Here is a 26659-nt window from a genome sequence, read left to right as displayed (position 1 = left end):
TGAAGCTGCTCCTTGTCCAGAGGCTGAAAATTTCCCTGCGCGCGGTCTGAAAGCGACATTCATGTCTGGAAACCGCGTTGCGCGCCCAACTTGGGCACGCCTAGGCTGAACCCATATTCAGTCTTGCGGAGGTTCCCGTGACCACAGAAATCAAGCTGACGAATGGCCGATTGAAGAGCCAAGCTGTCAAGGCCTATTGGGATGAGGGGTTTATCTTTCCGATCCCCGTGTTCTCTGCCGCAGAAGCCGCTGGGTTCCGTGCCGAGTTGGAAGATGTCGAAGCCAATTGGCGCGAGGCGGACCTGCCACTGCCATTGAACATGTACAAACGCATCAACGCGCATGTGGTGATGCCTCTGGCCACGCGCATTTCTCTGGACCCGCGCGTTCTGGACGTAGTCGAAGGCGTGCTGGGTCCCGATCTGCTGCTGTGGTCGGCTGAACTGTTCATCAAGGAACCGCGTACAACGCAGGTGGTGGGCATGCATCAGGACCTGACCTATTGGGGGATGGGTGAAACCTCGGACCAGTTGACCGCATGGATCGCCCTGTCCCCCGCAACAGTCGAAAGCGGTTGCATGGATTTTGTGAAAGCCAGCCACAAGAATCCGATCCTGCCGCATAATGATACGTTTTCCGACAACAACCTGCTGTCGCGTGGGCAGGAAGTTGCAGTGGACGTTGCAGATGAGGACAAGACGCATATCGAGCTACAGCCCGGTCAGATGTCACTGCATCACGGGCTGACGATCCACGGATCAGGTCCAAACGCGTCGGATGATCGTCGGATCGGTCTGGCCATCCGCTATCTCAACCCCAACGCGCAGCAAAAGGTCGCCGACCGTGACTACGCCATTCTGGCGCGCGGCGAAGACCGGGTGGGGAATTTCATTCACATCCCGGCGCCGAAGGAATTGTTTGCACAAGACGCTCTGGACCTTCACGCGCGCATTCGCGCCGATCAGGCCAAAGCGATGGCCCAGGGGGCCGGTGAGAAACTGCAGCTTTACGATCAGGCCCCATCGAATCCGGGCTGAGACGGGCCCGACTGCCGCGCAGGGCCTTCCCCTTCCCGCGTCCATTCGCTATTGCAGGCGCTGACCCGAATTTGTTGACGCAGGACGCATCCCATGGCGATGGAAAAGACATTCAACGCGGCCGAGGCCGAGGCCCGCATCTATCAGGCCTGGGAACAGGCCGGAGCCTTCAAGGCAGGCGCGAACAAATCGCGCGACGAGAGCTTTACCATCATGATCCCGCCGCCCAACGTGACGGGGGCCTTGCATGTGGGCCATGCGTTCAACAACACGTTGCAGGATATTCTGACCCGTTGGCACCGGATGCGCGGCTTCGACACTCTGTGGCAGCCCGGTCAGGACCACGCTGGTATCGCCACGCAGATGCAGGTCGAAAAGATGCTGGCGGCCACTCAGCAACCTGGTCGGCGCGAACTAGGGCGTGAGGCATTTCTGGACAAGGTCTGGGAATGGAAAGGCGAATACGGCGGCACGATCATCGAACAGTTGAAACGACTGGGGTCGTCCTGTGATTGGTCGCGCAATGCTTTCACCATGGCTGGCGCGCCGCGCGATCCGCGTACCGGACACGAAAATTCTGCGAATTTTCACGACGCGGTCATCAAGGTCTTCGTCGAGATGTACGAAAAAGGCCTGATCTATCGCGGTAAGCGGCTGGTCAACTGGGATCCGCATTTCGAAACTGCCATTTCGGACTTGGAAGTCGAGAATATCGAAGTCGCCGGCCACATGTGGCACTTCAAATACCCGCTGGCCGGGGGCGAGACATACACTTACGTCGAGAAGGACGAAGACGGGAACGTAGTGCTTGAGGAAGAGCGCGATTACATCTCGATCGCCACGACGCGCCCCGAAACCATGCTGGGTGATGGCGCGGTTGCGGTTCATCCCTCGGACGAACGGTACGCCCCCATCGTCGGCAAGCTTTGCGAAATCCCGGTTGGTCCGAAAGAGCACCGCCGTCATATCCCGATTATTAACGATGATTACCCCGATCCCGATTTCGGCTCGGGCGCGGTGAAGATCACTGGCGCGCATGATTTCAACGACTATCAGGTCGCCAAACGTGGTGGCATACCGCTGTATCGCCTGATGGATACAAGCGGGCACATGCGGGCCGATGGCGCACCTTACGCGAATGAGGCGTACAAAGCCGGTCAATACGCACGCGGTCAGTCCTTTACCGAAGGTGAGATCGACGCGATCAACCTTGTTCCCGACCACCTGCGCGGATTGGACCGGTTCGAGGCGCGCGCCAAAGTGATCGACGAGATCACCAGCGAAGGTCTGGCTGTCATGACCCGTGCTGATGACCCGCGTCTGGGATCGACCGCGCTGAAGCCGGACCACGAAGGCGCGGACAAAACCGTTCCGCTGGTCGAATCCAAACCAATCATGCAGCCATTCGGCGACCGCTCAAAAGTCGTGATCGAGCCGATGCTGACCGATCAGTGGTTCGTCGATGCTGAAAAGGTCGTTGGCCCTGCACTGGATGCGGTCAAGGACGGCACCGTCAAGATCATCCCCGAGTCCGGTGAAAAGACGTATTACCATTGGTTGGAAAACATCGAACCGTGGTGCATCTCTCGCCAGCTATGGTGGGGACATCAGATTCCGGTTTGGTATGGCCTTGATCTATCGGCTGAGAACTTCAAGGACGACGAAAACGACGGCGACCTTGATCTAGTCGAATTGGGACGTCTGCTGAACGAAGGCGGCATGCTTCACCGTGGCAATGTCATGGAATGTGCGCCCAACTTTGATGCTGTTGTCGATAAATTCCTGGACGACAATGCCAATATCCCCAGCCCGCTGAGCCATGCGACCGTTATTGAGGTCGCTGACAAGCATGCGGCCATCCATCAATTCGCTGAAAGCCTTGCTCAGTACGCAGTCGAACAGGACCCGACCAAGCTGGTGTATCCGGTCTGGCGCGATCCCGATGTCCTTGACACCTGGTTCTCCTCCGGCCTCTGGCCCATCGGCACGCTGGGCTGGCCCGAGAAGACCGAAGAGCTGGAGCGCTACTTCCCCACGGATGTTCTGATCACCGGCTTCGACATCCTGTTCTTCTGGGTCGCGCGGATGATGATGATGCAACTGGCCGTGGTCGACCAAATCCCGTTCCACACCGTTTACCTGCACCAACTCGTCCGCGACGAGAAGGGCAAGAAGATGTCCAAGACCACCGGCAACGTCATCGACCCGCTGGAGATCGTGGACGAATTTGGCGCCGACGCGCTGCGCTTTACCAATGCCTCGATGGCGGCCATCGGCGGAGTGCTGAAACTCTCCAAAGAGCGCATCACCGGCTATCGCAACTTCGGCACCAAGCTTTGGAATGCCGTCCGCTTTGCCGAGATGAACGAGGTCTTCACCGACAGCGTCCCGCAACTGGATGTGGCTGATCTGAAACCCAAAGCCGCCGTAAACCGCTGGATCATTGGCGAAACCGCCCGCGTGCGGGAAGAAGTCGATGCAGCGCTGGAAAGCTATCGCTTCAACGACGCGGCCAACGGGCTTTATGCCTTTGTCTGGGGCAAGGTCTGCGACTGGTATGTGGAACTGTCGAAACCTCTGCTGCAAGGCGACGACGCCGAAGCACAGGCCGAGACCCGCGCCACCATGCGCTGGGTTCTGGATCAGTGCATGATCCTGCTGCACCCGATCATGCCCTTCATCACCGAAGAGCTCTGGGGGCTGACCGGCAGCCGCGCCAAGATGGTCGTCCACGCCGACTGGCCAACTTACGGCACCGAACTGGTCGACGCGGAAGCGGATCGTGAGATGAACTGGGTGATCTCGGTGATCGAAAACACCCGCTCAGCCCGCGCGCAGATGCGTGTTCCTGCCGGCCTTTATGTCCCTATGCTGGTGACCGAGATCGACGCCCACGGGCAGGCTGCATGGGACCGCAATGAAGCGCTGATCAAGCGTCTTGCGCGGATCGACAGCCTGACCAAGGCCGATGAATTGCCCAAGGGGACCATCTCGATTGCCGCCCCAGGTGCGAGCTTTGGCCTGCCGCTGGCGGACATCATCGATATCGGCGCGGAAAAGGAACGGCTGGAGAAAGCCATGGGCAAGCTCGCAAAAGAGCTTGGTGGTCTGCGCGGGCGACTGAACAACCCCAAATTCGTGGCTTCGGCCCCGGAAGAGGTTGTTGCTGAAGCCAAAGCGAATCTTGCAGCCCGTGAGGAAGAAGAAGCCAAGCTGAACGAGGCGCTTGCACGTCTGGCCGAGATCGCCTGATCCTCTACCTTTCATAAGCACTCAAAGTTCAAAAGCCCGCCGTTCTCCCGGCGGGTTTTTACTGTGCAATGACGTATTTCACCTTGTTCGCGGCAGCTTGAGATTGTTAGCAAGTGCGGGTGGTTATAGCCGAGGACAGGATGACACGCGCATTTCCCCCAATGCAGACCGTTTCGACCGGACTGGTCGTGGCCATCGTCGGGTTCTTCAGCTCATTCCCAATTGTGTTGCAGGGGCTGAACGCGATGGGAGCCTCTTCGCAGGAAGCCGCCTCGGGCCTGATGAGTGCAGCCATCGCTATGGGGCTGGCCGCCATTGTGTTGAGCCTGTTTCACAAGTTACCAATCAGCGTTGCCTGGTCCACGCCAGGTGTCGCGCTGCTGGCTGTGTCTGCTACACCGACCGAAGGGTTTTCAGGCGCAATCGGCGCATTCCTTTGCGCCGGAGCCCTGACCGTTCTGGCAGGGCTGTGGAAACCGCTTGGTCGGTTGGCTGCAGCAATCCCAATTACTCTGGCGCAAGCGATGCTGGCAGGCGTGCTCTTGCCGCTTTGCCTTGTACCATTCAAAGCGACGGTCGAGATCCCATGGCAGGCGTTGCCGGTGATCCTAACATGGTTTATTGCGGGCCGTTTCAATCGGTTGATCGCGGTTCCGGCAGCTGTGGTCGCGGCGGCTATCATTGTATCGCTGAACGCGGGAGATGCTCAATTGATGCCAGATCGTCTGATCGCTGCTCCGGTCTGGACCATGCCCACGTTCTCGGTCGCATCTGCCATCGGAATCGGCGTACCGCTGTTTATCGTCACGATGGCGACACAGAACATTCCCGGTGTCGCTGTGATGCGCAGCTTTGGCTTCGATCCAGTTCCCGGCCGGTTGTTTTCATCCGTCGGTGGCGCAAGCATGCTCTCGGCCCCGTTTGGAGCGCCGGCGACCTGTCTGGCAGCAATCACCGCCGCGATGTGTTCCAATGAGGACAGCCATCCTGACCCGGCTCAGCGGTACTGGTCTGCTGTAATGGGTGGTGTGTTTTACTGCTTGTTTGGCATCTTTGCGGTGGCAATCACAAGCTTTGCTGCCCATGCCGACCCATTGCTGATGGGTACGCTGGCAGGGGTTGCTCTGATCGGGGTCATGGCCAACGCCATGCATGCAGCGTTGGATATCCCTGCCGAGCGCGAGGCGGCAATTCTGACCTTGGTCATCACCGCCTCTGGTATCACGGTCTTTGGATTGGGTGCGGCGGTCTGGGGGCTTTTGGCCGGCGGAATTGCGTATGTCGTGACAAACAGAGTGCGGTAATCCCTTTCGCCCGACCGTCACAGGCAGTAGAATACAGACATGTTCGGATCGCTTGGAAAACTGGTGGAACGCCAGATCAAGAAGGCACAGGCCGAGGGCCAGTTGCAGGGGCTTGAAGGCGAAGGTGCGCCGCTGCCTGACCGTTCAAGTGAGGCGCAGGGTGATCCTGCCATTGCCGCTGGTCACCGCATCATGGCGCAGGCCGGGGTTCTGCCGGAAGAGTTCAACATCAAGAAAAAACTCGACGCGGCACGCAAGGATTATGATGCTCTGACGGATCCCGAAGAGCGCAAGTCGGCGATGTCCCGCATCGCCGATCTGGAGATGCGATACAATATGGCCCGCGATGCGCGACGCAGTTTTATGCGGTGACTACTTGAACTCGGGCTTGCGGCCCTGCATCTGCGCCATGACAACCTCCATCTGATCTGGCTTTCCAATCAGGTCGACCTGCTCTGAGGATTCGGCCATCAACACATGTGCGCGGTCTCGGGTTTCGGCCACATCGATCAGACGCTTGGCGGCACGGATGGCCGAGGGGCTTTTGCCCGTGATATCCTCGGCCAGCGCAAGTGCCTCGGTCAGCGGGTCATCCGAGAGTTTCGTCACCAGCCCCCAATCTGCGGCCTGCGGCGCACCGATCGGACGGGCGGTATAGGTCAGAAGGCGCAGAACGTCCGAACGAACAAGCTCAGGCAGCAACACCATCCCGCCCATGTCGGGAATGAGGCCCCATTTCATCTCCATCACCGACAGCTTGGCCTCGGGGTGCGCGATGCGGATATCCGCACCCAATGCGATCTGCAGGCCACCGCCATAGGCCACGCCCTGAATGGCGCAGATTACCGGGGCCGGGACACGCCGCCAGATCAGGGCAATCTCCTGCAACTCATTGGCATCTTCGTGGCTGCGGGTCATCAGCCATTCGGTCGGGTCTGTTTGGGCCATGCTGGCAAAGCTGGCCATATCGAGCCCGGCGCAGAAGCTTTTGCCCTCTCCCGACAGCACCACCGCCCGGATATCGGCGGCGGCGACCTCTTGCCCCGCCGAGAGGATAGCCTTGATCATCGCATCGTCCAAAGCGTTCATCTTGTCGCCGCGAGTCAACGTGACATGGGCGATGTGATCTTTGTATTCGACGGATACGCGGGACATGGGACCTCCGGTGCGTTCTTTGTTGCGTCAAGCATGCCAGTAAGAGGCAAGCAGCGCTACAACGACGTCAGGGCAAATCGGCGATCGGCATCCGACCAAACCAGGGAGAGTCCAGAGTCATTACATAGAACTGGTCGCCAGCCGCCTGGCCCGCAGTGGTGATGCCCAGCCGCCCTTGGGGGTCTTGCAGCGTACGCAGGATGGTTCCGTCACCATCAAACTGTACCAGCATACCGCGGTGGATCGGCGCGGGGCGCACCTTGGGTCCCAACCGCCATATTATCTTGCGTAGGAAGGGATAGGGCATCAGCTTTTCTGCAGGCACGCGCGGGCTGGCGAATGCCATCCAATAGGTGCCGTCACCTTGCGCTTTGATGTTATCCGGATAGCCTGGCAGGTTATCCAAAAGAACCTCTTGTTTTCCGGCTTTGGGGCCGACCAGCCACAGCTTGTGCACCCTTGCCCGACCCGTTTCGGCAATCAGCAGGAAATCTTCGTCCGGTGAAAGGGCAATGCCGTTGGTGTAGACGAACCCTTCTGCGATCTTTTCGGCGGTGCCGTCAGGCGAATAACGTGCCACATAGCCGGTTGGCGATTGCTCCCAGATCGTCATGACCGAGGTGGGTTTGGTGCCGCCCATGGTTTCAGGATCGAACCGGTCTGAGGAGTTCGAGAAATAGACCGTGCCGTCCTGTGCCACGTCCAGGTTGTTGGCATAGATGATAGGCGCGCCATCGATCTCGGAGACCAGTGTTGCCAGCGTTCCGGGCCCGGCCCAGCGCATCAGCCCTCGAAAGCTGTCGGCGATATAGAGCGCGCCATCTGGCCCCGCCCGCAGACCGAGGGGGCGGCCGCCAAGTTGATCGATCTCGGCCGGCTGGTCACCGTCGATGCGATAGAGGGTGCCGGATTGGCCGGTGGTATAAACTGCGCCGTCTAGCATCACTGCGATGTCTTCTGAGCCAATCTCCCCCGCCGGTAGCGAGATCAGCTGTGCTGTATCGAGATAGTTGTTTTCGATGAAATCGCCCGTGAATCCGGGCGGTTCGGGTGGCTCGTAGGCCACCGGGTCAACCGGGACCGGCCAGAACACGAGATAGGCAAGACCGATAAGGACAAGTGCCAGTATATAACGCATAACGCCTCCGAACTGCGGTTGCGAGCACACTGACTGTGATTGCATCTGCGTGCAAGGCTTGCCCCGCTGCAGAGGTTGCGCTTATCTGCCGCCATGACCGTTCCTCGTTACACCCCGCTTGCCCAATCCCTGCCCGCAACCGTGCCATTTGTCGGCCCCGAAACGCAGGAGCGTCAGCGTGGCGCGCCCTTTATCGCCCGGATCGGTGCAAATGAGAGCGTGTTTGGCCCCTCGCCGCGCGCCATAGAGGCGATGCAGCGGGCGGCGGGTGAGATATGGATGTATGGCGATCCTGAGAATTACGAATTGCGCCACGCGCTGGCCGCGTATCATGGGGTAGCGCCCGAAAATATCGTTGTCGGCGAAGGCATTGATGGCTTGCTGGGCTATCTGGTTCGGCTGTTGGTCGGGCATGGAGATGCGGTTGTGACGTCGGACGGGGCGTATCCCACCTTTAACTACCATGTGGCGGGGTTCGGAGGGGATTTGCACAAGATTCCCTATCGCGACGATCACGAGGACCCGGAGGCGTTGTTTGCCAAAGCAGCAGAGGTGAACGCAAAGCTGGTCTATCTGGCCAACCCTGACAACCCGATGGGCACTTGGCATTCCGGCGCGGATATCGTGGCCGCGATGGAAGCGTTACCAGAAGGCTGCGTGCTGGTTCTGGACGAGGCGTATGTAGAATGCGCCCCGGAGGGCACCGCCGCGCCTGTCGCGGCTGATGATCCGCGGGTCATCCGAATGCGGACGTTTTCCAAGGTCTATGGGATGGCCGGGGCTCGGGTTGGCTATGCCATCGGTGCGCCCGGGTTGATTTCCGCCTTCAACAAAGTGCGCAACCATTTCGGTATGAACCGGGCTGCCCAAGCCGGGGCTTTGGCCGCGCTTGAGGACAGCGATTGGCTGGCGCAGGTTCAGGATCAGATCGCCGAAGCTCGGGATCGGATCGCACGGATTGCACGGTCCAATGGGTTGGAACCTTTGCCCTCAGCCACAAATTTCGTGGCGATTGACTGCGGGCACGATGGGGTGTTTGCCAAAGCCGTTCTGGACTCGCTGGTCGAACAGGGAGTGTTTGTGCGCATGCCGTTCGCTGCGCCTCAGAACAGGTGTATTCGCGTGAGTTGTGGGGGAGAGGCAGAGATTGTCGCTTTCGAGGCTGCTTTGCCCAAGGCCTTAGCAAGTACCCGAGCCGTGTAGAGGGGCTCTCTGCCCCCCATCGCGCTGACGCGCGATTCCCCCCGAGGACATTTTTGGCCAGATGAAGACTCGGATCGGGTATTAGGTTGCCAATGCGGCGGCGGCGGCTTCAAGCGCGCCTTTGCCGCGGGGAATGTCGAGCGCGGCCATCGCCGTTTCGACGCCACCCAGCATGGCCATGACCATCTGAGCATTCACATGGCCCATGTGACCAAGGCGGAAACAGCCGTCCCAGTCCTCCATCCCCAGACCAATGCCGAGGGTCAGGCCAAGCTGGGTTTCGGTATAATTGCGCAGCGGGGTTCCGCGCCCTTCGGTCAAGCGCAGCGCGGTGACCGCGTGGCTACGAACGGCCGGGTCGGTAACGTTGAAATGCAGCGCGCCGCCTTGCGCCCAGATGTCACAGGCGGCCCAGATGGCCTTTGCCAGGTGTTCGTGGCGAGCCCAGACCTGTTCGAGGCCTTCGCCGTGGATCAGGTCGAGCGCGGCGCGAAGGCCATAGAGGTGGTGGGTTGGCGCAGTGCCATTGAAATACTGATAGAAAAGTTCGGGATTGGCGCGCGGCTGCCAGTCCCAATATTGCGAAACGCGGGGCATTGTGGCGCGTTTGGCTTGCGCTTTATCGTTGAAGAAGACAAAGCAGGTACCTGCCGGGGTCATCAGCCCCTTCTGGCAGGCGGTCACCGTGACGTCGACACCCCAGGCATCCATCTCGAACCGGTCGCAGCCCATGGATGCGATGCAGTCAGCCATCAGTAATGCGGGGTGGTCGAGGTCGTCGAGCAAGGCGCGCAGCGCCGGGATATCGTTGCGGATCGATGTGGAGGTATCGACGTGAACGGCAAGCACGGCCTTGATTTTGTGGCTGGAGTCGGCGCGCAATGCTTCGGCGATGCGCTCGAGATCCCAGGGTGAGGACATGCCGAAATCAATCAATTCGACCTTGGCGCCGATCCCCTCGGCCATCTCGGCCCAACCGTGGGTGAAGCGGCCCGAGGCCGGGGCCAGCACGGTTTCGCCGGGGGCGATCACGTTTGAGAGCGCGGCCTCCCACGTGCCGTGGCCGTTGGCGATGTAGATGGCGACGTTGTGCTGGGTTCCGGCAACGCATTTAAGGTCATGCGTCAGCGCGGGCATCATCTCAATCAATTCGCCGTCATAGATATTGGGCGACGGACGGTGCATCGCCTGTAGCACCGCGTCAGGCATGACCGAGGGGCCAGGGATGGCCAAATACTCGCGCCCATGCGCGAGGGGGATTTGGTTTGTCATGAGGGCAACCTGTCTGAATTGAGGGTTACCCTAGCGTTTCGCCCTGCGACGTCAATCCACCAGACTGGCGGCCTCGCGCGCAAGTGTTTCGATTCCAGCCCAGTCGCAAGTTTGCACCATTTGTTTGGGCGCGACCCAGCTGCCACCTGCGCAGGCAACATTCGACAGAGACAGGTAATCGAGGGCATTTGACGGCGATACGCCACCGGTTGGGCAGAAGGTGATCTGCGGCAAGGGCGCGCCGATGGCTTTCAGGGCGGGGGCTCCGCCTGAGGCCTCAGCGGGGAAGAATTTCAGCATGTCATAACCCTTTTCCAGCAGGGCCATAGCTTCGCTTGCGGTGGCCGCGCCGGGGAGAAGGGGCAGACCTTCGGCTTCGCAGGCCGCGATCAGGGCATCAGTCGCGCCGGGCGAGACACCGAACTGCGCACCAGCCTCTTTGGCAGCGCGTACATCTTCGGGCGTGACCAGTGTACCCGCACCTACTACGCCGCCGGGGACGTCGGCCATCGCCCGGATGGCATCCAGCGCCGCGGGAGTGCGCAGGGTGACTTCAAGCGCCGGGAGGCCACCGGCGACGAGAGCTTCGGCCAGAGGGCGGGCATGGGACGCGTCGTCGACGACCAGTACTGGTACAATCGGGGCCAGTGCACAGATCTCGCGGGTGCGTTGGGTTTTCGACATTGGGTCAAACTCCGAAAATGCTGGCGCCGGTGTCGGCTGAGCCGACATTCTGGCGGAATGCGCCGAAGAGGTCGCGGCCAACGCCGTGTAGGTTTGCAGTGAGGTCTGCAGTAGCAGGTACACGGTCGAGAACGCCGGGGGTCAGGATTTCCAACTCGCCCTTGATCGCATCGACGCGCAAAAGATCACCGTCCTGCAGATAGGCGATGGCTCCGCCGTCCAGCGCCTCGGGGCAAACATGGATGGCAGCGGGAACCTTGCCAGAGGCACCGGACATCCGGCCATCAGTGACCAGAGCCACTTTCTGCCCCCTGCCCTGCAGGATTGACAAGATGGGTGTCAGAGAGTGGAGCTCGGGCATGCCATTGGCCTTGGGGCCTTGGAAGCGGACGACGACGATGACATCATCGGTGAACTCACCGGCTTTGAAGGCCTCTTTCACGGCGTTCTGATCGTTGAACACACGAACGGGCGCTTCGACCACTTGGTGTTCAGGCGCCACGGCCGAGACCTTCATGACGCCTGTGCCCAGGTTGCCGGTCAGGCGAGAGAGGCCACCGGTGGCCTGGAACGGGTCTTTGGCGGGGCGGACGATCTTTTCGTTCAGACTGTGGCCTGCGCCGTCTTCCCAGACCAATTCGCCGTCTTTCAGTTTCGGTTCCTTAGTGTAGTTGTGCAGGCCCTGACCGGCGACGGTGAGCGTGTCGGGGTGTAGAAGGCCGTCTTCCAACAGAGTGCCGATGGCAAAGCCCAACCCGCCAGCGGCGTGGAAATGGTTCACATCAGCCAAACCGTTGGGATAGACCCGCGCGACCAGAGGCACGACGGCGGAGATGTCAGAAAAATCCTCCCAGTCCAGCACGATACCACCGGCACGCGCCATGGCGATCAGGTGGATCAGTAGGTTGGTGGAACCGCCGGTGGCCATCAGGCCAACGATGCCATTGACGAAAGCGCGCTCATCAAGGATCTGGCAAACCGGCGTGTAGTGATTGCCCAACGCGCTGAGGGAAAGGGCGCGGCGCGCGCCTTCTTCGGTCAGCGCATCGCGCAGGGGTGTGTTGGGGTTGATAAAGCTGGAGCCCGGCAGGTGCAGGCCCATGAACTCCATCAGCATCTGGTTGGTGTTCGCGGTTCCGTAAAACGTACAGGTTCCAGGGCCGTGATAGGCGGCCATTTCGGCCTTCATAAGTTCCTCGCGGCCCACTTCTCCTGCAGCGAATTTCTGGCGGATCTTGGCCTTTTCGTCATTCGGCAGGCCGCTGGTCATGGGACCGGCGGGTAGGAAGACGGCTGGCAAATGGCCGAACGCCTGCGCACCGATCACCAGACCGGGGACAATCTTGTCACAGACGCCAAGGAACACAGCTGCATCATAGGTGTTGTGGCTGAGAGCCACGCCCGTCGCCAGCGCGATCACGTCACGCGAGAACAGGGACAGTTCCATCCCCGCCTCACCTTGTGTCACGCCATCACACATTGCCGGAACCCCGCCCGCGACCTGCGCGGTGCCGCCTGCTGCGCGGATCGCATCACGGATCAGGCCGGGGTAGCGTTCGAACGGCTGGTGAGCAGAAAGCATGTCGTTATAGGCGGTGACGATGCCGAGGTTTCCTGCGGTGCCGGTTGCCATGGAGTTCTGATCCTCTCCGGCACCAGCATAGGCATGAGCCTGACCGCTGCAGGACAGATGCGCGCGGGCTGGGCCTTTGGATTTGGCTTGCTCCATCCGTTCTAGGTGCGGGCCGCGCAGGTCAGCGCTGCGGTCGATGATGCGTTTGGTGACGTCGGATATAACTGTGTTGACCATGATTATCCTCCGATCTGACGCCAGCGGCGCCCATCGCGATGCATCAGCATCAATGCTTCCTCTGGCCCCGAGCTGCCCTGATCGTATTTCGCGGGCTTGTCGCCACGCTCTTCCCAGCCGTGAATGATGGGATCAACCCAAGCCCAGGCGGCCTCGGCCTCGTCACCACGCATGAACAGGGTCTGGTCGCCGCGGATCACATCCATGATCAGGCGTTCGTACGCGTCGGGCGATTGTCCATCATCGCCCAGCGCGTCGGCAAAGCTCATGTCCAGCGCCACATCGGACAGGCGGAACCCACCCTGCCCCGGTTCTTTGATCGTGGTGCGCAGAGTTATGCCCTCGTCCGGTTGCAGGCGGATTACCAGCACGTTGCCGTGCAAAGGTCCAACATTCGGGAAGATCGTGTGCGGTGGGTCGCGGAAGAACACCGCTATCTCGGATTCGCGCGCTCGCAGTCGTTTACCCGTGCGCAGATAGAATGGCACTCCGGCCCAACGCCAATTGCCAATATGGGCCTTGAGCGCAATAAAACTCTCGGTACGGCTGGCGGGGTTGCCGACGTGATCCAGATAGCCATCGCCCCCTTTTTCGGTGCGGTACTGGCCACGAGCGATATCCTTGGGTTCCACCGGTTCCAGCGCTTCGATCACTTTGACCTTCTCATCGCGCACAGCGTTGGGTGAGAATTTTGAAGGCGGTTCCATCGCCGTCAGGCACAGCAATTGAACAAGGTGGTTCTGAATCATGTCCCGGATTGCGCCGGACTGATCGTAATAAGCGCCGCGACCCTCGACGCCCACTGTCTCGGCCACGGTGATCTGAACATGGTCCACATGGGTGGCATTCCAGAGCGGTTCGAATAGCGAGTTGGCAAAGCGCAGTGCCATCAGGTTCTGCACGGTTTCTTTGCCCAGATAGTGGTCGATCCGGTAAATCTGATGCTCTTCGAAACAGGCGCGCAGGCCCTCATTCAATGCTTTGGCTGATGCCAGATCGTGACCAAAAGGTTTCTCGACTACGATACGACTGTCTAGCGTGGCCAACCCGTTATCGTTCAGACGTTGTGCGATACCTGAGAAGAGACTTGGGCCCACGGACAAATAAAATGCGCGCACCACATCCGGACGCAGTGCCTTAGCCAAATCGGGCCAACCCGCATCACCCAGTGCATCAACCGGAACATAATCGACGCGAGAGAGAAAGCGATCAAGCGTGTCTTTTTTGAATCCTGGCGCAAACTCTTGCATCGAAGTACGCAGCTGTTCGCGGAACCCATCACTGTCCATATCGGATCTGGCGGTTCCGATGATGCGCGCATCCTCCGGCATCTGGCCGACCTCGAACCGGTGATACAGGCCCGGCAGGATCTTGCGTTGCGCCAGATCGCCCGTCGCGCCGAACAAAACAAGGTCGAACGGATCAACCGGAATTACGCGTGAGACCATTGCAAGGCTCCTTTCGACTTCCCCGCCAGATTAGGCAAGGATTCAGTCCGGGACTTAACGCATGTGCGTCATAATTCATGTTATCGCTAACATTCATCGGCTGAATAAGAAACCCGAACGCAAAAATCAAGCTCGGATTTACAATCAACATCGCAGAAGGCCGGTCAGGATTGTGTCCGCAGCCAATCCATCACCGCAGGTCGCACGGATTGTTCGCCGCGATGGCGGGCATCGGCGATAATCTTGCGCACTTCCTGAAGGTTCGATCGCAGCATCAGGCTTTTGACCGGCCCGATTGAAGCGGGGCGCATCGACAGCGTCCGAATACCCATCGCAGCGAGGCACAGCGCCTCGACCGGGCGACCGGCATCTTCACCACAGAAGCTAAGCGGAGTTTCGGAAATCGCGCATCGTTCCACAATACGTTCGATAAAACTCAGAAAGCTGACGTTCAACGTATCATAACGACGACGCACCAGCTCATTCTCGCGGTCGGCGGCGAAGAAGAATTGTTTCAAGTCGTTGCCACCGATCGAGATAAAGCCCACCTCGTCAAAGAACTTCTGTGGCGCAAAGGCGAGCGAGGGCGTTTCCAGCATCGCCCCAACCTCGAGTGTTTCGGGCAAGACGTGACCCAGCCGACGTTCACGTTCGATGGTTTTCTTGACCTCCCAGCGCGCTTCCCTGAATTCATCTGCCTGCGCGACAAACGGGAACATGACCGTCAGGGGTCGTCCATCGGCGGCACGGATCAGCGCCTGCAGCTGCATCCGCATCACGCCGCGTTTGTCCAGTCCGACGCGAATTGCGCGCCAGCCCAGCGCCGGATTCGGTTCTTCCACATGCTTCATGTAGGGCAGAACCTTGTCCGACCCGATATCCAATGTTCGGAACACCACTCGCTTTTCGCCCGCCGCATCCAGGACCCGTTTGTATTGCGTTACAAGCTCGGATCGCTTGGGCATCTGATTGCGGATCAGGAATTGCAGCTCGGTGCGGAACAGACCCACGCCTTCGGCACCCGAGTTATTCAGTGATGGCAAATCGGCCATCAAACCCGCGTTCATCACCATGTTGATACGCGCACCATCCTGCGTCACCGTCGGTGTTTCGCGGATCGACGCGTAGCGTTCCTGCGCCTTAGCCTCCATAGCGATCTTGTCGCGGAAGGCACTGACCACGGTGTCTTCGGGTCGCAGATGCACAACGCCGCTATCCCCATCAACCAGAATGTGATCACCATTCAGTGCTTCGGTTGTGATACGGCCCACATGCACCACCAGCGGGATCGCCAGTGCGCGCGCTACGATGGTTGCATGGCTGCCAACCGAGCCTTCTTCCAACACGATGCCTTTGAGCGATCGGCCATATTCCAGCAAGTCTCCAGGGCCGATGTTACGGGCGATCAGGATCGGATCGGGCGGCAGATCAGCCCCGTTGCCATTGCCCTGGCCGGTCAAAATCCGTAGTAACCGGTTGCTGAGGTCGTCCAGATCTGCCAGCCGTTCACGCAAGTACGGATCGGTGACCTGCCCCATGCGGGCGCGGGCCTGGGATTGCTCTTTCTCGACCGCCGCCTCGGCGCTGAGGCCAAGGGCGATGTCTTCCTCCATCCGGCGCATCCAGCCTTTGGAGTTGGCGAACATCCGGTAAGCTTCCAGAACCTGCAACTGCTCCTTGTCGCCGCCCTGAGAAATCTCAAGCATCTTGTCGACACCAACGCGTAGCTCTTCAACTGCCTCGGTCAGCCGCTCGCGCTCACGATGCGGATCTTCAGCGATTGGGTTGGTGACGACAACGCGTGGCTCGTGCAGCCAAACATGACCTTCGGCAGACCCTTCCTGCGCAGGTCCCCCGTTCAATTGCACCGACTGCTGATGAAGCGGTGATAAGGCTGCGCCTTCGCCCACGAACGCGCCCAGTTCGGCCATTTCAGCCAGAACCATCGCGACCACTTCCAGCGCATAGACCTCATCCGCTGAAAACTCACGCGCGTCCCGTGACTGCACCACCAACACGCCCAGCTTTTGGCCCAGGCGTTGCACTGGAACACCCAGAAAAGACGAATACCGTTCCTCGCCGGTTTCCGGCATGTACCGGAACCCCTTGGCTGACGGCGCATCGGCGGTGTTGACCACCTTGCCGTACTTGGCGACGCGCCCAACCAGCCCTTCACCCATACGCATCCGGGTCTGGTGCACGGCTTCGGGTGATAAACCTTCTGTGGCGCAAAGCTCCAGCGTGTCTTCATCGCGAAACAGATAGATCGAGCACACTTCGCGTTCGGTACTGTCTGCGATCAGATGCGTGATCCGGTCAAGACGTTCCTGACCAGCGGCCTCGCTGGCCATTTCTTCGCGCAGCCGCCCCAGCAGCTTGCGAGATTCAGTTTCCGTGCCTTCCGCCATGGCCCACCCACGTTACGGTTTCAGACGGGACACGTGGCTGAAAACTCAGGCCGCCTTGTCCAGTTCAAAGGCATCATGCAGTGCCTGAACCGCAAGTTCCATGTATTTCCTGTCGATCAGGACGGAAATTTTTATCTCGGAGGTTGTAATGACCTTGATGTTGATCCCCTCATCCGAGAGAATCTTGAACATCTTGGCCGCAACACCAGATTGCGAGCGCATGCCGATCCCCACAACCGACACCTTGCAGACATCTTCGTCAGCAACCAGTTCGGCATAGTTCAGCTCACCCTGTTCCTTGATCGCCAGCAGTGCCTTTTCGGCACGCGCAACCTGATTGGTTGGGCACGAGAATGTCATATCCGTGCGCCCTTCGTCCGAGATGTTCTGGACGATCATGTCAACGTTGATGCCTTCATCGCTGAGTGCGGTGAAGATGATCGAGGCGATTCCGGGACGGTCGGCAACCGAGACAACGGTCATCTTTGCCTCATCCCGTGAATAGGCCACGCCCGAGACTACATTGGATTCCATGATTTCCTCCTCGTCGACGACCAGCGTACCAGCCTCGTCGGATTGTTCCTCAAAGCTTGAGAGAACGCGCAGTTTCACCTTGTAGCGCATCGCCAGCTCGACCGAGCGGGTTTGTAGCACCTTGGCCCCCAGAGAGGCCAGTTCGAGCATTTCCTCAAACGAGATCCGATCCAGCTTGCGCGCTTTCTCGCAGATGCGCGGGTCGGTGGTGTAGACGCCGTCCACATCTGTGTAGATATCACAGCGCTCGGCGTCGAACGCTGCAGCGAATGCCACGGCGGTAGTATCAGACCCACCGCGGCCCAATGTGGTGATCCGTCCTTCGGGGCTGATGCCCTGAAAGCCTGCCACCACCGCAACACGCATGCCTTCGTCAAACTTCTGAGTAATGTTCTCCGGCGGGATCTCTTCGATCCGGGCAGCCGAATGGGCGCCGTTCGTGATCAGAGGCACCTGCCAGCCCTGCCAACTGCGCGCCGGGATTTCCATTTCTTGCAGCGTCAACGCCATCAGGCCTGCGGTCACATTTTCACCCGAAGAGACAACGGCATCGTATTCTCGCGCATCATAGAGGGGCGAGATTTCATCGACCCAACCTACCAGTTCGTTGGTTTTACCCGACATGGCCGAAACGATTACGATCACGTCATAGCCCTTGGCGACCTCGACACCGACCCGTTTTGCAGCACGGCGGATCCGGTCCAGATTGGCGACCGACGTGCCGCCGAATTTCATCACGAGTACGGGCATGAGGCCAAAGTCTCCGCGCCTTGAATTTCTGATCCCGTGCGTCTTATGCGAGGGGGGGCGTAAGGGCAAGTGGGCAAAGTCTGCGCAGCAGAGCTTTACTTTGATCGCACGTGATGTAAGCGTTCCATCAACATCTTATTCCAAGAGGATTTCCATGTTCCGCTTTGCCCTTGCCCTGACTCTGATCTCAACCGCTGCCAATGCCCAAGTGGCCACCCTGTCGGGAACGGACGGTGAGAATTCACTGGGCACGGTACCTTGCGCGGCTTTGGCGGGTGACACACTGGCCAGCTGTCCTGCCGAATTGCGCAAGCGTGAAGATGGAACCGCGACGCTGGCGGTACAGTTGAACACCGGCGAGGTGCGGCGGATCTATTTTACCAAGGGCGTGCCTGATTCCAGCAGTTCGACATCGAATCTGACATATGAAACACGCGGCGACATTATGGTGATTTTCATCGAGCCCGGAGAAGTCTACGAACTCCCCAAAGCGGCCTTGAACACTCAGTAAGGGTGTGCGCGACCGTCCCAGGTTTCAAAACAACCGGTGGTGTCGAGCGAAAGCGCCGCAAAGCGCTCGATCAGGCCAACCGCCGCTTGATCTACGCTGATCTCTGCGCTGGTTCCGCCCATATCGGTCTGCACCCAACCCGGATGATAGATTCCGACCGCGATTCCATCTGCCTGTAGATCCGACGCAAGGTTGCGACCAAGGTTCAGAACCGCTGCTTTTGAAGCGCGATAGATATAGCTGCCACCGGGTGCACGCGTATGTGATGCCATCTGAGAAGAGACAATCGCAATTCGGCCCCGCCCCGCACGCAGGTTCGGCAATAGTGATTGAATAGTCAGGAACACGCCGGTCACATTGGTGGCGAAGCTCTGCGCCCACATCTCGGCGGGATAACCGTTAAGGTCGTGTCCTTTGTCCAGATACACACCCGCATTGCAGATCAGAAGATCGATCGGGCGACCTTGTAATTGCTCGGCCATCGCCGCGTGATGGGCCGGATCTGTGACATCTAAAACGATGTCGGCACTGCCGTCTCGTGACGTCCCTATCACTTCTTGGCCTGCGGCACGGTATTGATCCGCAAGGGTTTTTCCGATCCCCCGGTTCGCGCCAGTAATAACGATATGCATTTGTCAGTTGGTCTTACGGCTGGGGACAAACGGCAGTGGCGCGACGGGCACGCCATCTTCGATCAGTGACTGCGCCTCTTCGGGCTGTGCCTCACCATAGATGGCGCGCTCAGGCGCATCACCTAAATGTATTTTGCGCGCCTCGCTGGCGAAATCCTTGCCGACATAGTCAGAGTTTTCTTCGACCTTGCGACGCAGTTCGCTCAACACTTCTTGGATCTCGGGCGAAGGTTTTGCCATATTGATCTCATCTGCTGGCGCTGGCGTCGGCGCCGGAGTTGTATTGGCAACGGTATCTCGTGCAGGCCGAACCCGCGGTGTCATGATCGCCTTTTCCACCTGATCGCAACCACAAACGGCGCAGGTGACCAACCCGGTGTTTGCCAACTTGTCAAACGCAGCGGCTGATTGGAACCAGCTATCAAAGCTGTGGCCTTGGCTACATTTCAATGCGTATTGAATCATGGTGTTTCCAGTTTACGGTTGGCGAATAGATACCGACCAACAAGGCAATATCAAGTCTTGATCTTGACCCACTAGTGCGTATGGCCACCGAATCCGTCCAAAAGTGCAGCAAGCTCAGGGGATGACACCTTCGCCGATGCTTTTTCAGGCGAATGCCACTTCCTTCTGCGTTTCCCGGCTTCGGGGAAACGAGTCTCCATTTGCTGCACAAACAGCGGAAAAACATCGACCAGACACAACGCAGAGGCATTGTTAGATCGCTTCTTTACGTATGCAAATCGGCCCAGGCTTTCAGTTCCACATTTTCCAAGCACGCCCGCCTCTTCCCAAGCCTCCCGCGCGGCAGTTTCTGGCGCAGATAGCCCGTTGATGAGCCACCCTTTTGGAATGATCCAGCGTTGCGCCCTACGGGTCGTGATCAACAAAATTTCAGGCGCACCACATTTGATGCGATAACAAAGTGCAGCAGATTGGGTAAATACAGGCAGCGCACCGGACAGAGAAAGCCCCTCTGCCGAAAGCCTGCCAGCCACGCCGCTGCGCCCGTCAAACACGGTTCATACCTACTGCTCGCTCCGCTTATGTTGCGGTTTATAAAGTGATATTTATCATATCTGGTGGAATCTGCCAAGCATTACGGGAAAGTTCCTTGCCTAAGGGCCATCCGTCCCGACAATCGGCGCACCAACTCGTCATGAGGAATGTCGGCGTCAATTGCCAATCGACGGAGCCCGAAATGCACCTGCGCGATCTGCTGATAGTAGCGGGTATAAATAAAGTTCGTGCCACCCCCGGCAAGCGCACCAAGCAGCGGTACGGACTGCGCCGCGAGCTTCTGGCCCAGCACGACCGACAATCGCGGAGCAACCAGCGCAATCAGGCGCTGCATGGTTGGCCCCGTCAGGGTCAAACGCATCGAGAAAAAGCCCAGATCAGCCCCATCATCCTCGGCCAGCGGTCCTGCGGCTGACAGCACCCGGATCGAGTCGAATTTCACGTTTTCAGCCTTCGGATCGAACCCTTCGCGTGCTGCCGCGCCCTGGATGGCACGTAGCATCATTGCTGTGGTCGCGGGCAGTTCAACCAAAGCTGTTGACACGCCGCCCAGGCCTCCGGCTGCGCCCATGGCGGTAGTCAGCGCCGTATTGACCCAAGGTTTCTGATCCGGGACCGCCCGGCGCGTGCCTTCGGCGGCATGCATGGCCAGCCAAAGCGCCTGTTCGGTGGCTTCGGTCAGGCCTTCCCGCACCGGTTTTGGCAGCTGATCCAGCAGGGATTCTGCAGACCCGCCCAATTTGTTCAACAGGTTTACCCCCGCACCACCTGCCGAGCCATAAAGTTGCGCCAGCCGGTCAAGTTCGGCCTCGGGATCGAGTTTTTCGACAAGAACAACGTCCTGCATCTGTGCCCTCCTGTTCTGAAAACATCGGCACTTTGCGGCGGGTTTTCAATGGGTCAGCGCGTCCAGCGGGTGACAACTCCTTGGATTCCAGACCAAACTCCGGGGATTAGCTCTAACCCAAGCACGCGATCCGGGTTGGTGGGTGGGGGCATCTCAACACCGGTGAGCCGATTGAAACCAAATCGCGCATAATAGGGCGCATCACCCACCAACATGACACGATCCCAGCCTTTGGCGCGCCCGGCTTCAACGCCCTGGTGGATCAGATAGCCGCCCAGCCCCTCTCCCTGATGGGTTGGATGCACGGCCACCGGACCTAGCAGCAATGCGTCGTGATCTTCTATGTGTACGGGCCAAAACCGGATCGCACCCGCCAGAATACCCTGCCCATCGCGCGCAACCTGCGATAGCCCGGCAACCGGAGGCACGTCATCGCGCAGCCGATAGGACGACAGCGCCTCGCGCCCTGGTGCAAAGCACAGGTCATATAGTGCCTCGACTTCCCACCAGTCCTCTGGCTCTTCCGGCCTGATCCTGAATTGCTGCACGCGCGCCCTCTTTTCCTTGCTGGAATTCGCCCTAGCACTTCGATACGCCTTGGGCAAACGCTTGGAGATCTTATGTTCTATCGCCCCGAAGACGGCCACGGCCTGCCGCACAATCCCTTCAACGCCATCATCACGCCGCGCCCAATCGGTTGGATTTCAACGCGCGATGCGGAAGGGATCAACAATCTGGCGCCCTATTCCTTCTTTAACGGCGTCGCCTACACGCCGCCTCAGGTGATGTTTGCCACAACGGGCACAAAGCACGATCAGGACGGCGGCAAGGACAGCATCGCCAATATCGAGGCAACCGGCGTGTTCTGCGTGAACGTCGTGGCCCATGCGCATCGTGACGCGATGAATGCCAGCTCGGAAGGCCTGGCAAAGCACATTGACGAATTCGCCCATGCCGGGCTGACCCCGATTGAATGCGAAACGATCGCCTGCTCGCGGGTCGCAGGCGCGCCCGGAGCGCTGGAATGCAAACTGACGCGGATCGTGACCCTACCGGGTGAGGCAAATCGAGTGGTATTCGGAGAGGTCACCGGCATTCATCTGCAGGACGACCATATTCGCGATGGCAAGTTTGACGTGACCTCGTTCAATCCCCTCGCGCGGCTGGGATATCGGGACTATTCTGTAGTGACAGAACTGTTCAGCCTTTCACGACCGGATGACTAATGCCGCTGCCCGATCCTCTTCGCAGATATCCGATCTCTCTACCCGACGGCTCTAGCCACAAGGGAACGGTATTCTTATCTCAGGCCATCGACCATCCCCGGTTCGAGGCCGGAGAATACACCTATGCCTCTGACTTCGATGCTCCGCAGGACTGGGCGCAGCGGCTTGCACCGTATCTTTTTACCTTTTCGGAAGAAAAACTGGTGCTCGGCAAGTTCTGCCAGATCGCTCATGGGGTAAGGTTTATCACCGCTTCAGCAAACCACGCGGTCGATGGGTTGACCTGCTTTCCGTTTCCAATCTTCAATCCAGATCGCATGACAGGCTACCAACCTGACACACGTGAAACGGTTATTGGGCACGATGTCTGGATCGGTTTCGGGGCGCTGATCCTGCCCGGTGCACGGATCGGAAATGGCGCAATCATCGGCGCAGGTTCGGTCGTGCGCGGTGAGGTTCCACCCTATGCGATTGTTACCGGTAATCCTGCGGAAGTTCGACGGTTCCGTTTTGATCGCCATGTCATCGAGCGGTTGCAAGCATTGCGCTGGTGGGATTGGCCAGCAGAAACCATCGCACAGGTCGAAGAAGCGCTGCTCTCGGGTGATATCAACGTATTGGAGAAGATCGCTTTGCAGAAATAATGCGGCCAATCAGGCCGCCTTTTCCAGTATTCAGTGCCCACCTAGAATTCCGGTCCGGACCGAATAATCGACAGCCAGCTCGTAATCCGGGTCATCATCGCTATCGACCATCAGGTGGCCGGCCTTGTTCAGTAGCGTGTGACAATCGCGGCTGAGGTGCCGCAGCATAACCCGCTTGCCCGCCGCCTCATATTTTGAAGCAATATTCTCGATGGCCTGCAGCGCGGATTGATCCACCACGCGGCTGGCTGCAAAGTCGATAATGACGGTCTCGGGGTCGTTTTGTACCTCGAACAGTTCCACGAATCCTTCGGACGAGCCAAAGAATAGTGGTCCCTGTATTTCGTAAACCTTGGCACCTTCTTCCGTTTCCGAGTCGCGCGTGACCGCGTGAATGCGTTTCGCGTTGTTCCAAGCGTATGCCAATGCCGAGACGATCACCCCGACCACAACAGCCACCGCAAGGTCCTCCATTACGGTCACAACTGTCACCAGTACGATCACGAACGCGTCCATCAAAGGCACCTTGCGCATGATCTTCAGCGAGTTCCAAGCGAAGGTGCCTATCACCACCATGAACATCACGCCCACCAGAGCAGCCAGCGGTATTTGTTCGATCAGCGGTGAGCCGACGAGGATGAACAACAACAGGAACAACGCCGCGGCGATGCCAGCGATCCGGGTGCGTCCGCCGGATTTCACGTTAATCATCGACTGGCCGATCATGGCACAGCCACCCATACCGCCAAAAAAGCCGGTGACCACGTTCGCTGTGCCTTGCGCGATACACTCCTGCGAGGCGCCGCCGCGTTTGCCGGTGATCTCACCCACAAGGTTCAGGGTCAGCAGGGATTCGATCAGGCCGATCGCCGCAAGGATCAGCGCATAGGGCAGGATGATTTCAAAGGTTTCCCAGTTCAGTGGAACCATCGGGAGATGGAATTTAGGCAAACCGCCTTCGATCGATGCCAGATCGCCGACACGCGGGACGTCCAGCCCAATGCCGATGACCAGAGCGGCGACGACTACGATCCCGGCCAACGGTGCAGGGATGATGCGGGTGATGCGGGGCATGACCCAGATCACCGCCATGGTCAGTCCGACCAAGCCAAGCATTGTATAAAGCTGCAGGCCTGACAACCACTCACCACCACTCATTCCGTGGCCGGTGTTTTCCATGGTGCCAGGTACTTTGAACTGGCCCAGCTGCGCCAGAAAGATCACAATCGCCAGTCCGTTCACAAAGCCCAGCATCACCGGATGCGGCACTAGGCGGATAAACCGGCCCCAATGCATGGCCCCCGCGATGATCTGCATGATCCCCATCAGGACAACGGTCGCGAACAGGTATTCGACCCCGTGTTCCGCGACCAGAGCGACCATGACAACCGCTAGTGCCCCGGTTGCGCCCGAAATCATGCCCGGACGGCCACCGATCAGCGCGGTGATCAGACCAACCAGAAATGCCGCGTACAATCCGACCAGAGGGTGCACCCCGGCAACGAAGGCAAAGGCCACAGCTTCGGGGACCAGAGCCAAAGCGACGGTTAGGCCAGACAAAAGCTCGATCCGCAGGCGGGAAAAGGTTAGCCCTTCGTCCGGGACCCAACGCAAATCGGGTTTGGCGATACGATTGGCAAAGCTTGCCAGCATGGCTCGGGGCATGGATCGGTCCTGTTGGTCGGTTTTGTTCGCGCGAAAGGGGCCTTCTAGCGGTCAAACCGATCTTGAGATACTGCGCCAGGTGGGACCCTGATATGCATCCCACGCATAGCTTGACGCAGATGCACACAAACCGTTGAACCCACTTGTCAAAAGTGACCGTGGCCCGCAGAACTCACCAAGAAGATATTTTCAACGGAGAGCAAACGTGACCCAAACAAAAATCGCCGTCATCGGAGGATCGGGTATCTATGAGATCGATGGTCTGGAAAATGCCGAATGGGTCACTGTGGAGACACCATGGGGCAATCCGTCGGATCAGATTCTAACCGGGTCACTGGACGGTATTGAGATGGCCTTTCTACCGCGTCACGGTCGTGGTCATGTGCATTCACCGACCGAAGTGCCCTATCGCGCCAATATCGACGCGTTGAAGCGGCTGGGCGTAACGGATGTGATTTCGGTTTCTGCCTGCGGGTCATTCCGCGAACATATGGCGCCGGGTGATTTCGTGATCGTGGATCAGTTCATCGACCGGACATTTGCCCGCGAAAAGAGCTTTTTCGGAACTGGCTGCGTCGCTCATGTGAGCGTTGCCCATCCAACCTGCCCGCGCCTGTCGGACGCTTGCGAGACCGCCGGCAAGACGGCAGGCATCACTGTCCACCGGGGCGGGACCTATCTGGCGATGGAAGGGCCGCAGTTTTCCTCGTTGGCGGAATCCAAGATGTACCGCGAGCACTGGGGCTGTGATGTGATCGGCATGACCAACATGCCGGAAGCGAAACTCGCCCGCGAGGCCGAGCTTTGTTATGCCTCGATCGCCATGGTCACCGATTATGACAGCTGGCACCCGGACCACGGCGAGGTCGACGTAACCGCAATCATCGCTACGCTGACCGGTAATGCGGAAAAAGGCCGAGCATTGGTCAAAGGTCTGCCCGCTGTGCTGGGAGCAGAGCGCGCACCCTGCCCGCATGGCTGCGACCGGGCGCTGGAATATGCCATCCTGACTGCGCCAGAAAAGCGTGACCCGGCCTTGTTGGCCAAGCTGGATGCGGTGGCTGGGCGGGTCTTATGATCTCAGTTCTGAGACAGGTTCTTTTGCACCTCGTCCCAAAGGCCATATGACCACAGATCGTTGTGGCTTCCGTCCGGGATCACGTAAAGCTGCGCGATATCAGACATCTCGGCCAGAGCCTGTCCGTGGTGCAGCGGGATGGTTTCATCCTCGGTGCCGTGAAAGATCAACGTCGGCACCCTGATCTGTTCGATCAGGTCGCGGGTGGCAAACTGATCCTTCATCAGGACAGAGACAGGAAGAAACGGATAGCGTTCTGCAGCGACATCGACGGTAGCAGTGAATGGGGCTTCAAGCACAAGCAATTCCGCCTCAGGACGCTCAGCAGCAACGGCGGCCGCGATGCCGGTGCCGAGGCTTTGTCCGTGCAAAACAACGGCTTCACCCTTTCCGGTCAGCCGGTCGAACAGTTGCACGCCATCAGAGATCAAGGCCAATTCCGAAGGTTCACCCTCGCTGCCCGGAAAGCCACGATAGCTGGGGGCCAGCAAGCCGTAGCCAGAGTTGAGAATTTCGCGCAAACGATCAGCGCGATCACCCAGATTGCCGCTTTGGCCGTGGAAAAACAGGACTGTCGGTGCATCGGGAACCGCAGCCGGCGCGGCCCAGACTGTCAGCACTGTGCCATCGGTCATCGGGACCGATTGCATCTCAACATCTGCCAATCCAACGCTGGATGGGTCGGGCAATTCACCATCCGGTTTGTAAAGCAGCGATTGCTGGTTAAGAAACATGTAACCGACGATGCCTGCATAGATGATAGCACCGGTCAGCAGCAGCCCAACCAGAATGTTTTTTACGCGCTCAACGCCAAAGTGGCTGGAACCAGCCTTAGTATCTGCATGTTGTGTTTGAACCATTGCCCCCTCCTTTGGTCGCACTGCGAGTGTGGGAAGTCTTAAGCGCGTTTCAAGATGCATGAGCCAAGCTTCATTCAATCTTAAATCTGTTGCCGCAATGCAAGATCCCCTGGCGTTTGAGATAGAAGCAGTTGAAATGCCCTGATGCCACGTCATGTTGAAGCCAATTATCGATGAAAAG

General features: G+C 58.9%; 24 protein-coding genes. 9 read left to right on the top strand and 15 right to left on the bottom strand.

The window, feature by feature from the left end:
* The first annotated feature begins 137 nt into the window (after window positions 1–137).
* The 4 genes from G7G_RS0112180 to G7G_RS0112165 all read left to right on the top strand — a co-directional run bounded on the left by G7G_RS0112180 (window position 138) and on the right by G7G_RS0112165 (window position 5965).
* Window positions 138–1037: a phytanoyl-CoA dioxygenase family protein gene (locus tag G7G_RS0112180; RefSeq protein WP_010441706.1), complete on the top strand. Its 900-nt coding sequence runs from the start codon at window positions 138–140 to the stop codon at window positions 1035–1037.
* A gap of 93 nt (window positions 1038–1130) precedes the next feature.
* Window positions 1131–4289, top strand: a complete 3159-nt coding sequence (locus tag G7G_RS0112175; protein ID WP_010441705.1) for a valine--tRNA ligase — start codon at window positions 1131–1133, stop codon at window positions 4287–4289.
* A gap of 140 nt (window positions 4290–4429) precedes the next feature.
* On the top strand, window positions 4430–5593 hold the full coding sequence (locus G7G_RS0112170) for a benzoate/H(+) symporter BenE family transporter (protein ID WP_010441704.1): 1164 nt from the start codon (window positions 4430–4432) through the stop codon (window positions 5591–5593).
* 39 nt (window positions 5594–5632) lie between these two features.
* Complete coding sequence (locus G7G_RS0112165) at window positions 5633–5965, top strand: DnaJ family domain-containing protein (RefSeq protein ID WP_010441703.1); 333 nt, start codon at window positions 5633–5635, stop codon at window positions 5963–5965.
* Here G7G_RS0112165 and G7G_RS0112160 read toward each other — a convergent pair whose 3' ends face one another.
* Complete coding sequence (locus G7G_RS0112160; protein WP_010441702.1) at window positions 5966–6748, bottom strand: crotonase/enoyl-CoA hydratase family protein; 783 nt, start codon at window positions 6746–6748, stop codon at window positions 5966–5968.
* 67 nt (window positions 6749–6815) lie between these two features.
* Window positions 6816–7886, bottom strand: a complete 1071-nt coding sequence (locus G7G_RS0112155) for an SMP-30/gluconolactonase/LRE family protein (protein WP_010441701.1) — start codon at window positions 7884–7886, stop codon at window positions 6816–6818.
* A 93-nt stretch (window positions 7887–7979) separates the two neighbouring features.
* Here G7G_RS0112155 and G7G_RS0112150 point away from each other — a divergent pair, with 93 nt between their 5' ends.
* Window positions 7980–9089 carry a pyridoxal phosphate-dependent aminotransferase gene (locus tag G7G_RS0112150; RefSeq protein WP_010441700.1) on the top strand — a complete coding sequence of 370 codons (1110 nt, stop codon included), beginning with the start codon at window positions 7980–7982 and terminating at the stop codon, window positions 9087–9089.
* Window positions 9090–9170: 81 nt separating this feature from the next.
* Here G7G_RS0112150 and G7G_RS0112145 read toward each other — a convergent pair whose 3' ends face one another.
* The 6 genes from G7G_RS0112145 to G7G_RS0112120 form a co-directional block, all read right to left on the bottom strand.
* Entirely contained in the window at window positions 9171–10361 is a 1191-nt protein-coding gene (locus tag G7G_RS0112145; protein ID WP_010441699.1) for a pyridoxal-phosphate-dependent aminotransferase family protein, read from the bottom strand.
* Between the two features lie 51 nt (window positions 10362–10412).
* The gene (locus tag G7G_RS0112140; protein WP_010441698.1) at window positions 10413–11045 is read right to left on the bottom strand and encodes a bifunctional 4-hydroxy-2-oxoglutarate aldolase/2-dehydro-3-deoxy-phosphogluconate aldolase; all 633 of its coding nucleotides are present in this window, start codon (window positions 11043–11045) and stop codon (window positions 10413–10415) included.
* Between the two features lie 4 nt (window positions 11046–11049).
* Window positions 11050–12855 (bottom strand): phosphogluconate dehydratase, encoded by a 1806-nt coding sequence (edd, locus tag G7G_RS0112135; protein WP_010441697.1) that lies wholly within the window; start codon window positions 12853–12855, stop codon window positions 11050–11052.
* Window positions 12856–12857: 2 nt separating this feature from the next.
* On the bottom strand, window positions 12858–14303 hold the full coding sequence (zwf, locus tag G7G_RS0112130) for a glucose-6-phosphate dehydrogenase (RefSeq protein ID WP_010441696.1): 1446 nt from the start codon (window positions 14301–14303) through the stop codon (window positions 12858–12860).
* A gap of 164 nt (window positions 14304–14467) precedes the next feature.
* Window positions 14468–16711 carry a phosphoenolpyruvate--protein phosphotransferase gene (gene ptsP / locus G7G_RS0112125; protein WP_010441695.1) on the bottom strand — a complete coding sequence of 748 codons (2244 nt, stop codon included), beginning with the start codon at window positions 16709–16711 and terminating at the stop codon, window positions 14468–14470.
* A 45-nt stretch (window positions 16712–16756) separates the two neighbouring features.
* A complete protein-coding gene (locus G7G_RS0112120) occupies window positions 16757–17995 on the bottom strand; it encodes an aspartate kinase (RefSeq protein ID WP_010441694.1) in 1239 nt (412 codons plus the stop codon).
* Between the two features lie 154 nt (window positions 17996–18149).
* On the opposite strand from G7G_RS0112120, the gene G7G_RS0112115 reads away from it, so the two are divergent.
* Window positions 18150–18506: a hypothetical protein gene (locus tag G7G_RS0112115; protein WP_010441693.1), complete on the top strand. Its 357-nt coding sequence runs from the start codon at window positions 18150–18152 to the stop codon at window positions 18504–18506.
* On the opposite strand, the gene G7G_RS0112110 is transcribed toward G7G_RS0112115, so the two are convergent.
* The 5 genes from G7G_RS0112110 to G7G_RS0112090 all read right to left on the bottom strand — a co-directional run bounded on the left by G7G_RS0112110 (window position 18500) and on the right by G7G_RS0112090 (window position 21553).
* Window positions 18500–19138 carry an SDR family NAD(P)-dependent oxidoreductase gene (locus G7G_RS0112110; protein WP_010441692.1) on the bottom strand — a complete coding sequence of 213 codons (639 nt, stop codon included), beginning with the start codon at window positions 19136–19138 and terminating at the stop codon, window positions 18500–18502. The two genes, G7G_RS0112115 and G7G_RS0112110, sit on opposite strands and share 7 nt — an antisense overlap.
* A gap of 3 nt (window positions 19139–19141) precedes the next feature.
* Window positions 19142–19603 carry a DUF1178 family protein gene (locus tag G7G_RS0112105; protein ID WP_010441691.1) on the bottom strand — a complete coding sequence of 154 codons (462 nt, stop codon included), beginning with the start codon at window positions 19601–19603 and terminating at the stop codon, window positions 19142–19144.
* A 71-nt stretch (window positions 19604–19674) separates the two neighbouring features.
* The gene (locus G7G_RS0112100) at window positions 19675–20157 is read right to left on the bottom strand and encodes an NUDIX hydrolase (RefSeq protein ID WP_010441690.1); all 483 of its coding nucleotides are present in this window, start codon (window positions 20155–20157) and stop codon (window positions 19675–19677) included.
* Window positions 20158–20237: 80 nt separating this feature from the next.
* Window positions 20238–21005 (bottom strand): EcsC family protein, encoded by a 768-nt coding sequence (locus G7G_RS0112095; protein ID WP_010441689.1) that lies wholly within the window; start codon window positions 21003–21005, stop codon window positions 20238–20240.
* Window positions 21006–21058: 53 nt separating this feature from the next.
* Window positions 21059–21553 carry a GNAT family N-acetyltransferase gene (locus tag G7G_RS0112090; RefSeq protein ID WP_010441688.1) on the bottom strand — a complete coding sequence of 165 codons (495 nt, stop codon included), beginning with the start codon at window positions 21551–21553 and terminating at the stop codon, window positions 21059–21061.
* Window positions 21554–21625: 72 nt separating this feature from the next.
* On the opposite strand from G7G_RS0112090, the gene G7G_RS0112085 reads away from it, so the two are divergent.
* Window positions 21626–22231: a flavin reductase family protein gene (locus G7G_RS0112085; protein ID WP_010441687.1), complete on the top strand. Its 606-nt coding sequence runs from the start codon at window positions 21626–21628 to the stop codon at window positions 22229–22231.
* Window positions 22231–22875 carry a CatB-related O-acetyltransferase gene (locus tag G7G_RS0112080; protein WP_010441686.1) on the top strand — a complete coding sequence of 215 codons (645 nt, stop codon included), beginning with the start codon at window positions 22231–22233 and terminating at the stop codon, window positions 22873–22875. Before G7G_RS0112085 ends, G7G_RS0112080 begins: the two co-directional genes overlap by 1 nt.
* Before the next feature lie 30 nt (window positions 22876–22905).
* On the opposite strand, the gene G7G_RS0112075 is transcribed toward G7G_RS0112080, so the two are convergent.
* Window positions 22906–24540: a SulP family inorganic anion transporter gene (locus G7G_RS0112075; protein WP_029621963.1), complete on the bottom strand. Its 1635-nt coding sequence runs from the start codon at window positions 24538–24540 to the stop codon at window positions 22906–22908.
* A 205-nt stretch (window positions 24541–24745) separates the two neighbouring features.
* Here G7G_RS0112075 and G7G_RS0112070 point away from each other — a divergent pair, with 205 nt between their 5' ends.
* Window positions 24746–25618, top strand: a complete 873-nt coding sequence (locus G7G_RS0112070; RefSeq protein WP_010441684.1) for an S-methyl-5'-thioadenosine phosphorylase — start codon at window positions 24746–24748, stop codon at window positions 25616–25618.
* Window positions 25619–25620: 2 nt separating this feature from the next.
* On the opposite strand, the gene G7G_RS0112065 is transcribed toward G7G_RS0112070, so the two are convergent.
* Window positions 25621–26478 (bottom strand): alpha/beta hydrolase, encoded by an 858-nt coding sequence (locus G7G_RS0112065; RefSeq protein ID WP_010441683.1) that lies wholly within the window; start codon window positions 26476–26478, stop codon window positions 25621–25623.
* Window positions 26479–26659 lie beyond the last annotated feature (181 nt).

Origin of the sequence: Ruegeria conchae, from assembly GCF_000192475.1 — a bacterium.
Lineage (GTDB): Bacteria > Pseudomonadota > Alphaproteobacteria > Rhodobacterales > Rhodobacteraceae > Ruegeria > Ruegeria conchae.
The sequence above is the reverse complement of the archived record's forward strand: the minus strand, read 5'-3'. Positions and strand labels throughout refer to the sequence as shown.

Excerpts from the sequence above, each read along its gene's own strand:
- G7G_RS0112175 (WP_010441705.1), top strand. The coding sequence starts at position 1,131 with ATGGCGATGGAAAAGACATTCAACGCGGCCGAGGCCGAGGCCCGCATC.
- G7G_RS0112170 (WP_010441704.1), top strand. The coding sequence starts at position 4,430 with ATGACACGCGCATTTCCCCCAATGCAGACCGTTTCGACCGGACTGGTC.
- G7G_RS0112165 (WP_010441703.1), top strand. The coding sequence starts at position 5,633 with ATGTTCGGATCGCTTGGAAAACTGGTGGAACGCCAGATCAAGAAGGCA.
- G7G_RS0112160 (WP_010441702.1), bottom strand. The coding sequence starts at position 6,748 with ATGTCCCGCGTATCCGTCGAATACAAAGATCACATCGCCCATGTCACG.
- G7G_RS0112155 (WP_010441701.1), bottom strand. The coding sequence starts at position 7,886 with ATGCGTTATATACTGGCACTTGTCCTTATCGGTCTTGCCTATCTCGTG.
- G7G_RS0112150 (WP_010441700.1), top strand. The coding sequence starts at position 7,980 with ATGACCGTTCCTCGTTACACCCCGCTTGCCCAATCCCTGCCCGCAACC.
- G7G_RS0112145 (WP_010441699.1), bottom strand. The coding sequence starts at position 10,361 with ATGACAAACCAAATCCCCCTCGCGCATGGGCGCGAGTATTTGGCCATC.
- G7G_RS0112140 (WP_010441698.1), bottom strand. The coding sequence starts at position 11,045 with ATGTCGAAAACCCAACGCACCCGCGAGATCTGTGCACTGGCCCCGATT.
- edd (WP_010441697.1), bottom strand. The coding sequence starts at position 12,855 with ATGGTCAACACAGTTATATCCGACGTCACCAAACGCATCATCGACCGC.
- zwf (WP_010441696.1), bottom strand. The coding sequence starts at position 14,303 with ATGGTCTCACGCGTAATTCCGGTTGATCCGTTCGACCTTGTTTTGTTC.
- ptsP (WP_010441695.1), bottom strand. The coding sequence starts at position 16,711 with ATGGCGGAAGGCACGGAAACTGAATCTCGCAAGCTGCTGGGGCGGCTG.
- G7G_RS0112120 (WP_010441694.1), bottom strand. The coding sequence starts at position 17,995 with ATGCCCGTACTCGTGATGAAATTCGGCGGCACGTCGGTCGCCAATCTG.
- G7G_RS0112115 (WP_010441693.1), top strand. The coding sequence starts at position 18,150 with ATGTTCCGCTTTGCCCTTGCCCTGACTCTGATCTCAACCGCTGCCAAT.
- G7G_RS0112110 (WP_010441692.1), bottom strand. The coding sequence starts at position 19,138 with ATGCATATCGTTATTACTGGCGCGAACCGGGGGATCGGAAAAACCCTT.
- G7G_RS0112105 (WP_010441691.1), bottom strand. The coding sequence starts at position 19,603 with ATGATTCAATACGCATTGAAATGTAGCCAAGGCCACAGCTTTGATAGC.
- G7G_RS0112095 (WP_010441689.1), bottom strand. The coding sequence starts at position 21,005 with ATGCAGGACGTTGTTCTTGTCGAAAAACTCGATCCCGAGGCCGAACTT.
- G7G_RS0112085 (WP_010441687.1), top strand. The coding sequence starts at position 21,626 with ATGTTCTATCGCCCCGAAGACGGCCACGGCCTGCCGCACAATCCCTTC.
- G7G_RS0112080 (WP_010441686.1), top strand. The coding sequence starts at position 22,231 with ATGCCGCTGCCCGATCCTCTTCGCAGATATCCGATCTCTCTACCCGAC.
- G7G_RS0112075 (WP_029621963.1), bottom strand. The coding sequence starts at position 24,540 with ATGCCCCGAGCCATGCTGGCAAGCTTTGCCAATCGTATCGCCAAACCC.
- G7G_RS0112065 (WP_010441683.1), bottom strand. The coding sequence starts at position 26,478 with ATGGTTCAAACACAACATGCAGATACTAAGGCTGGTTCCAGCCACTTT.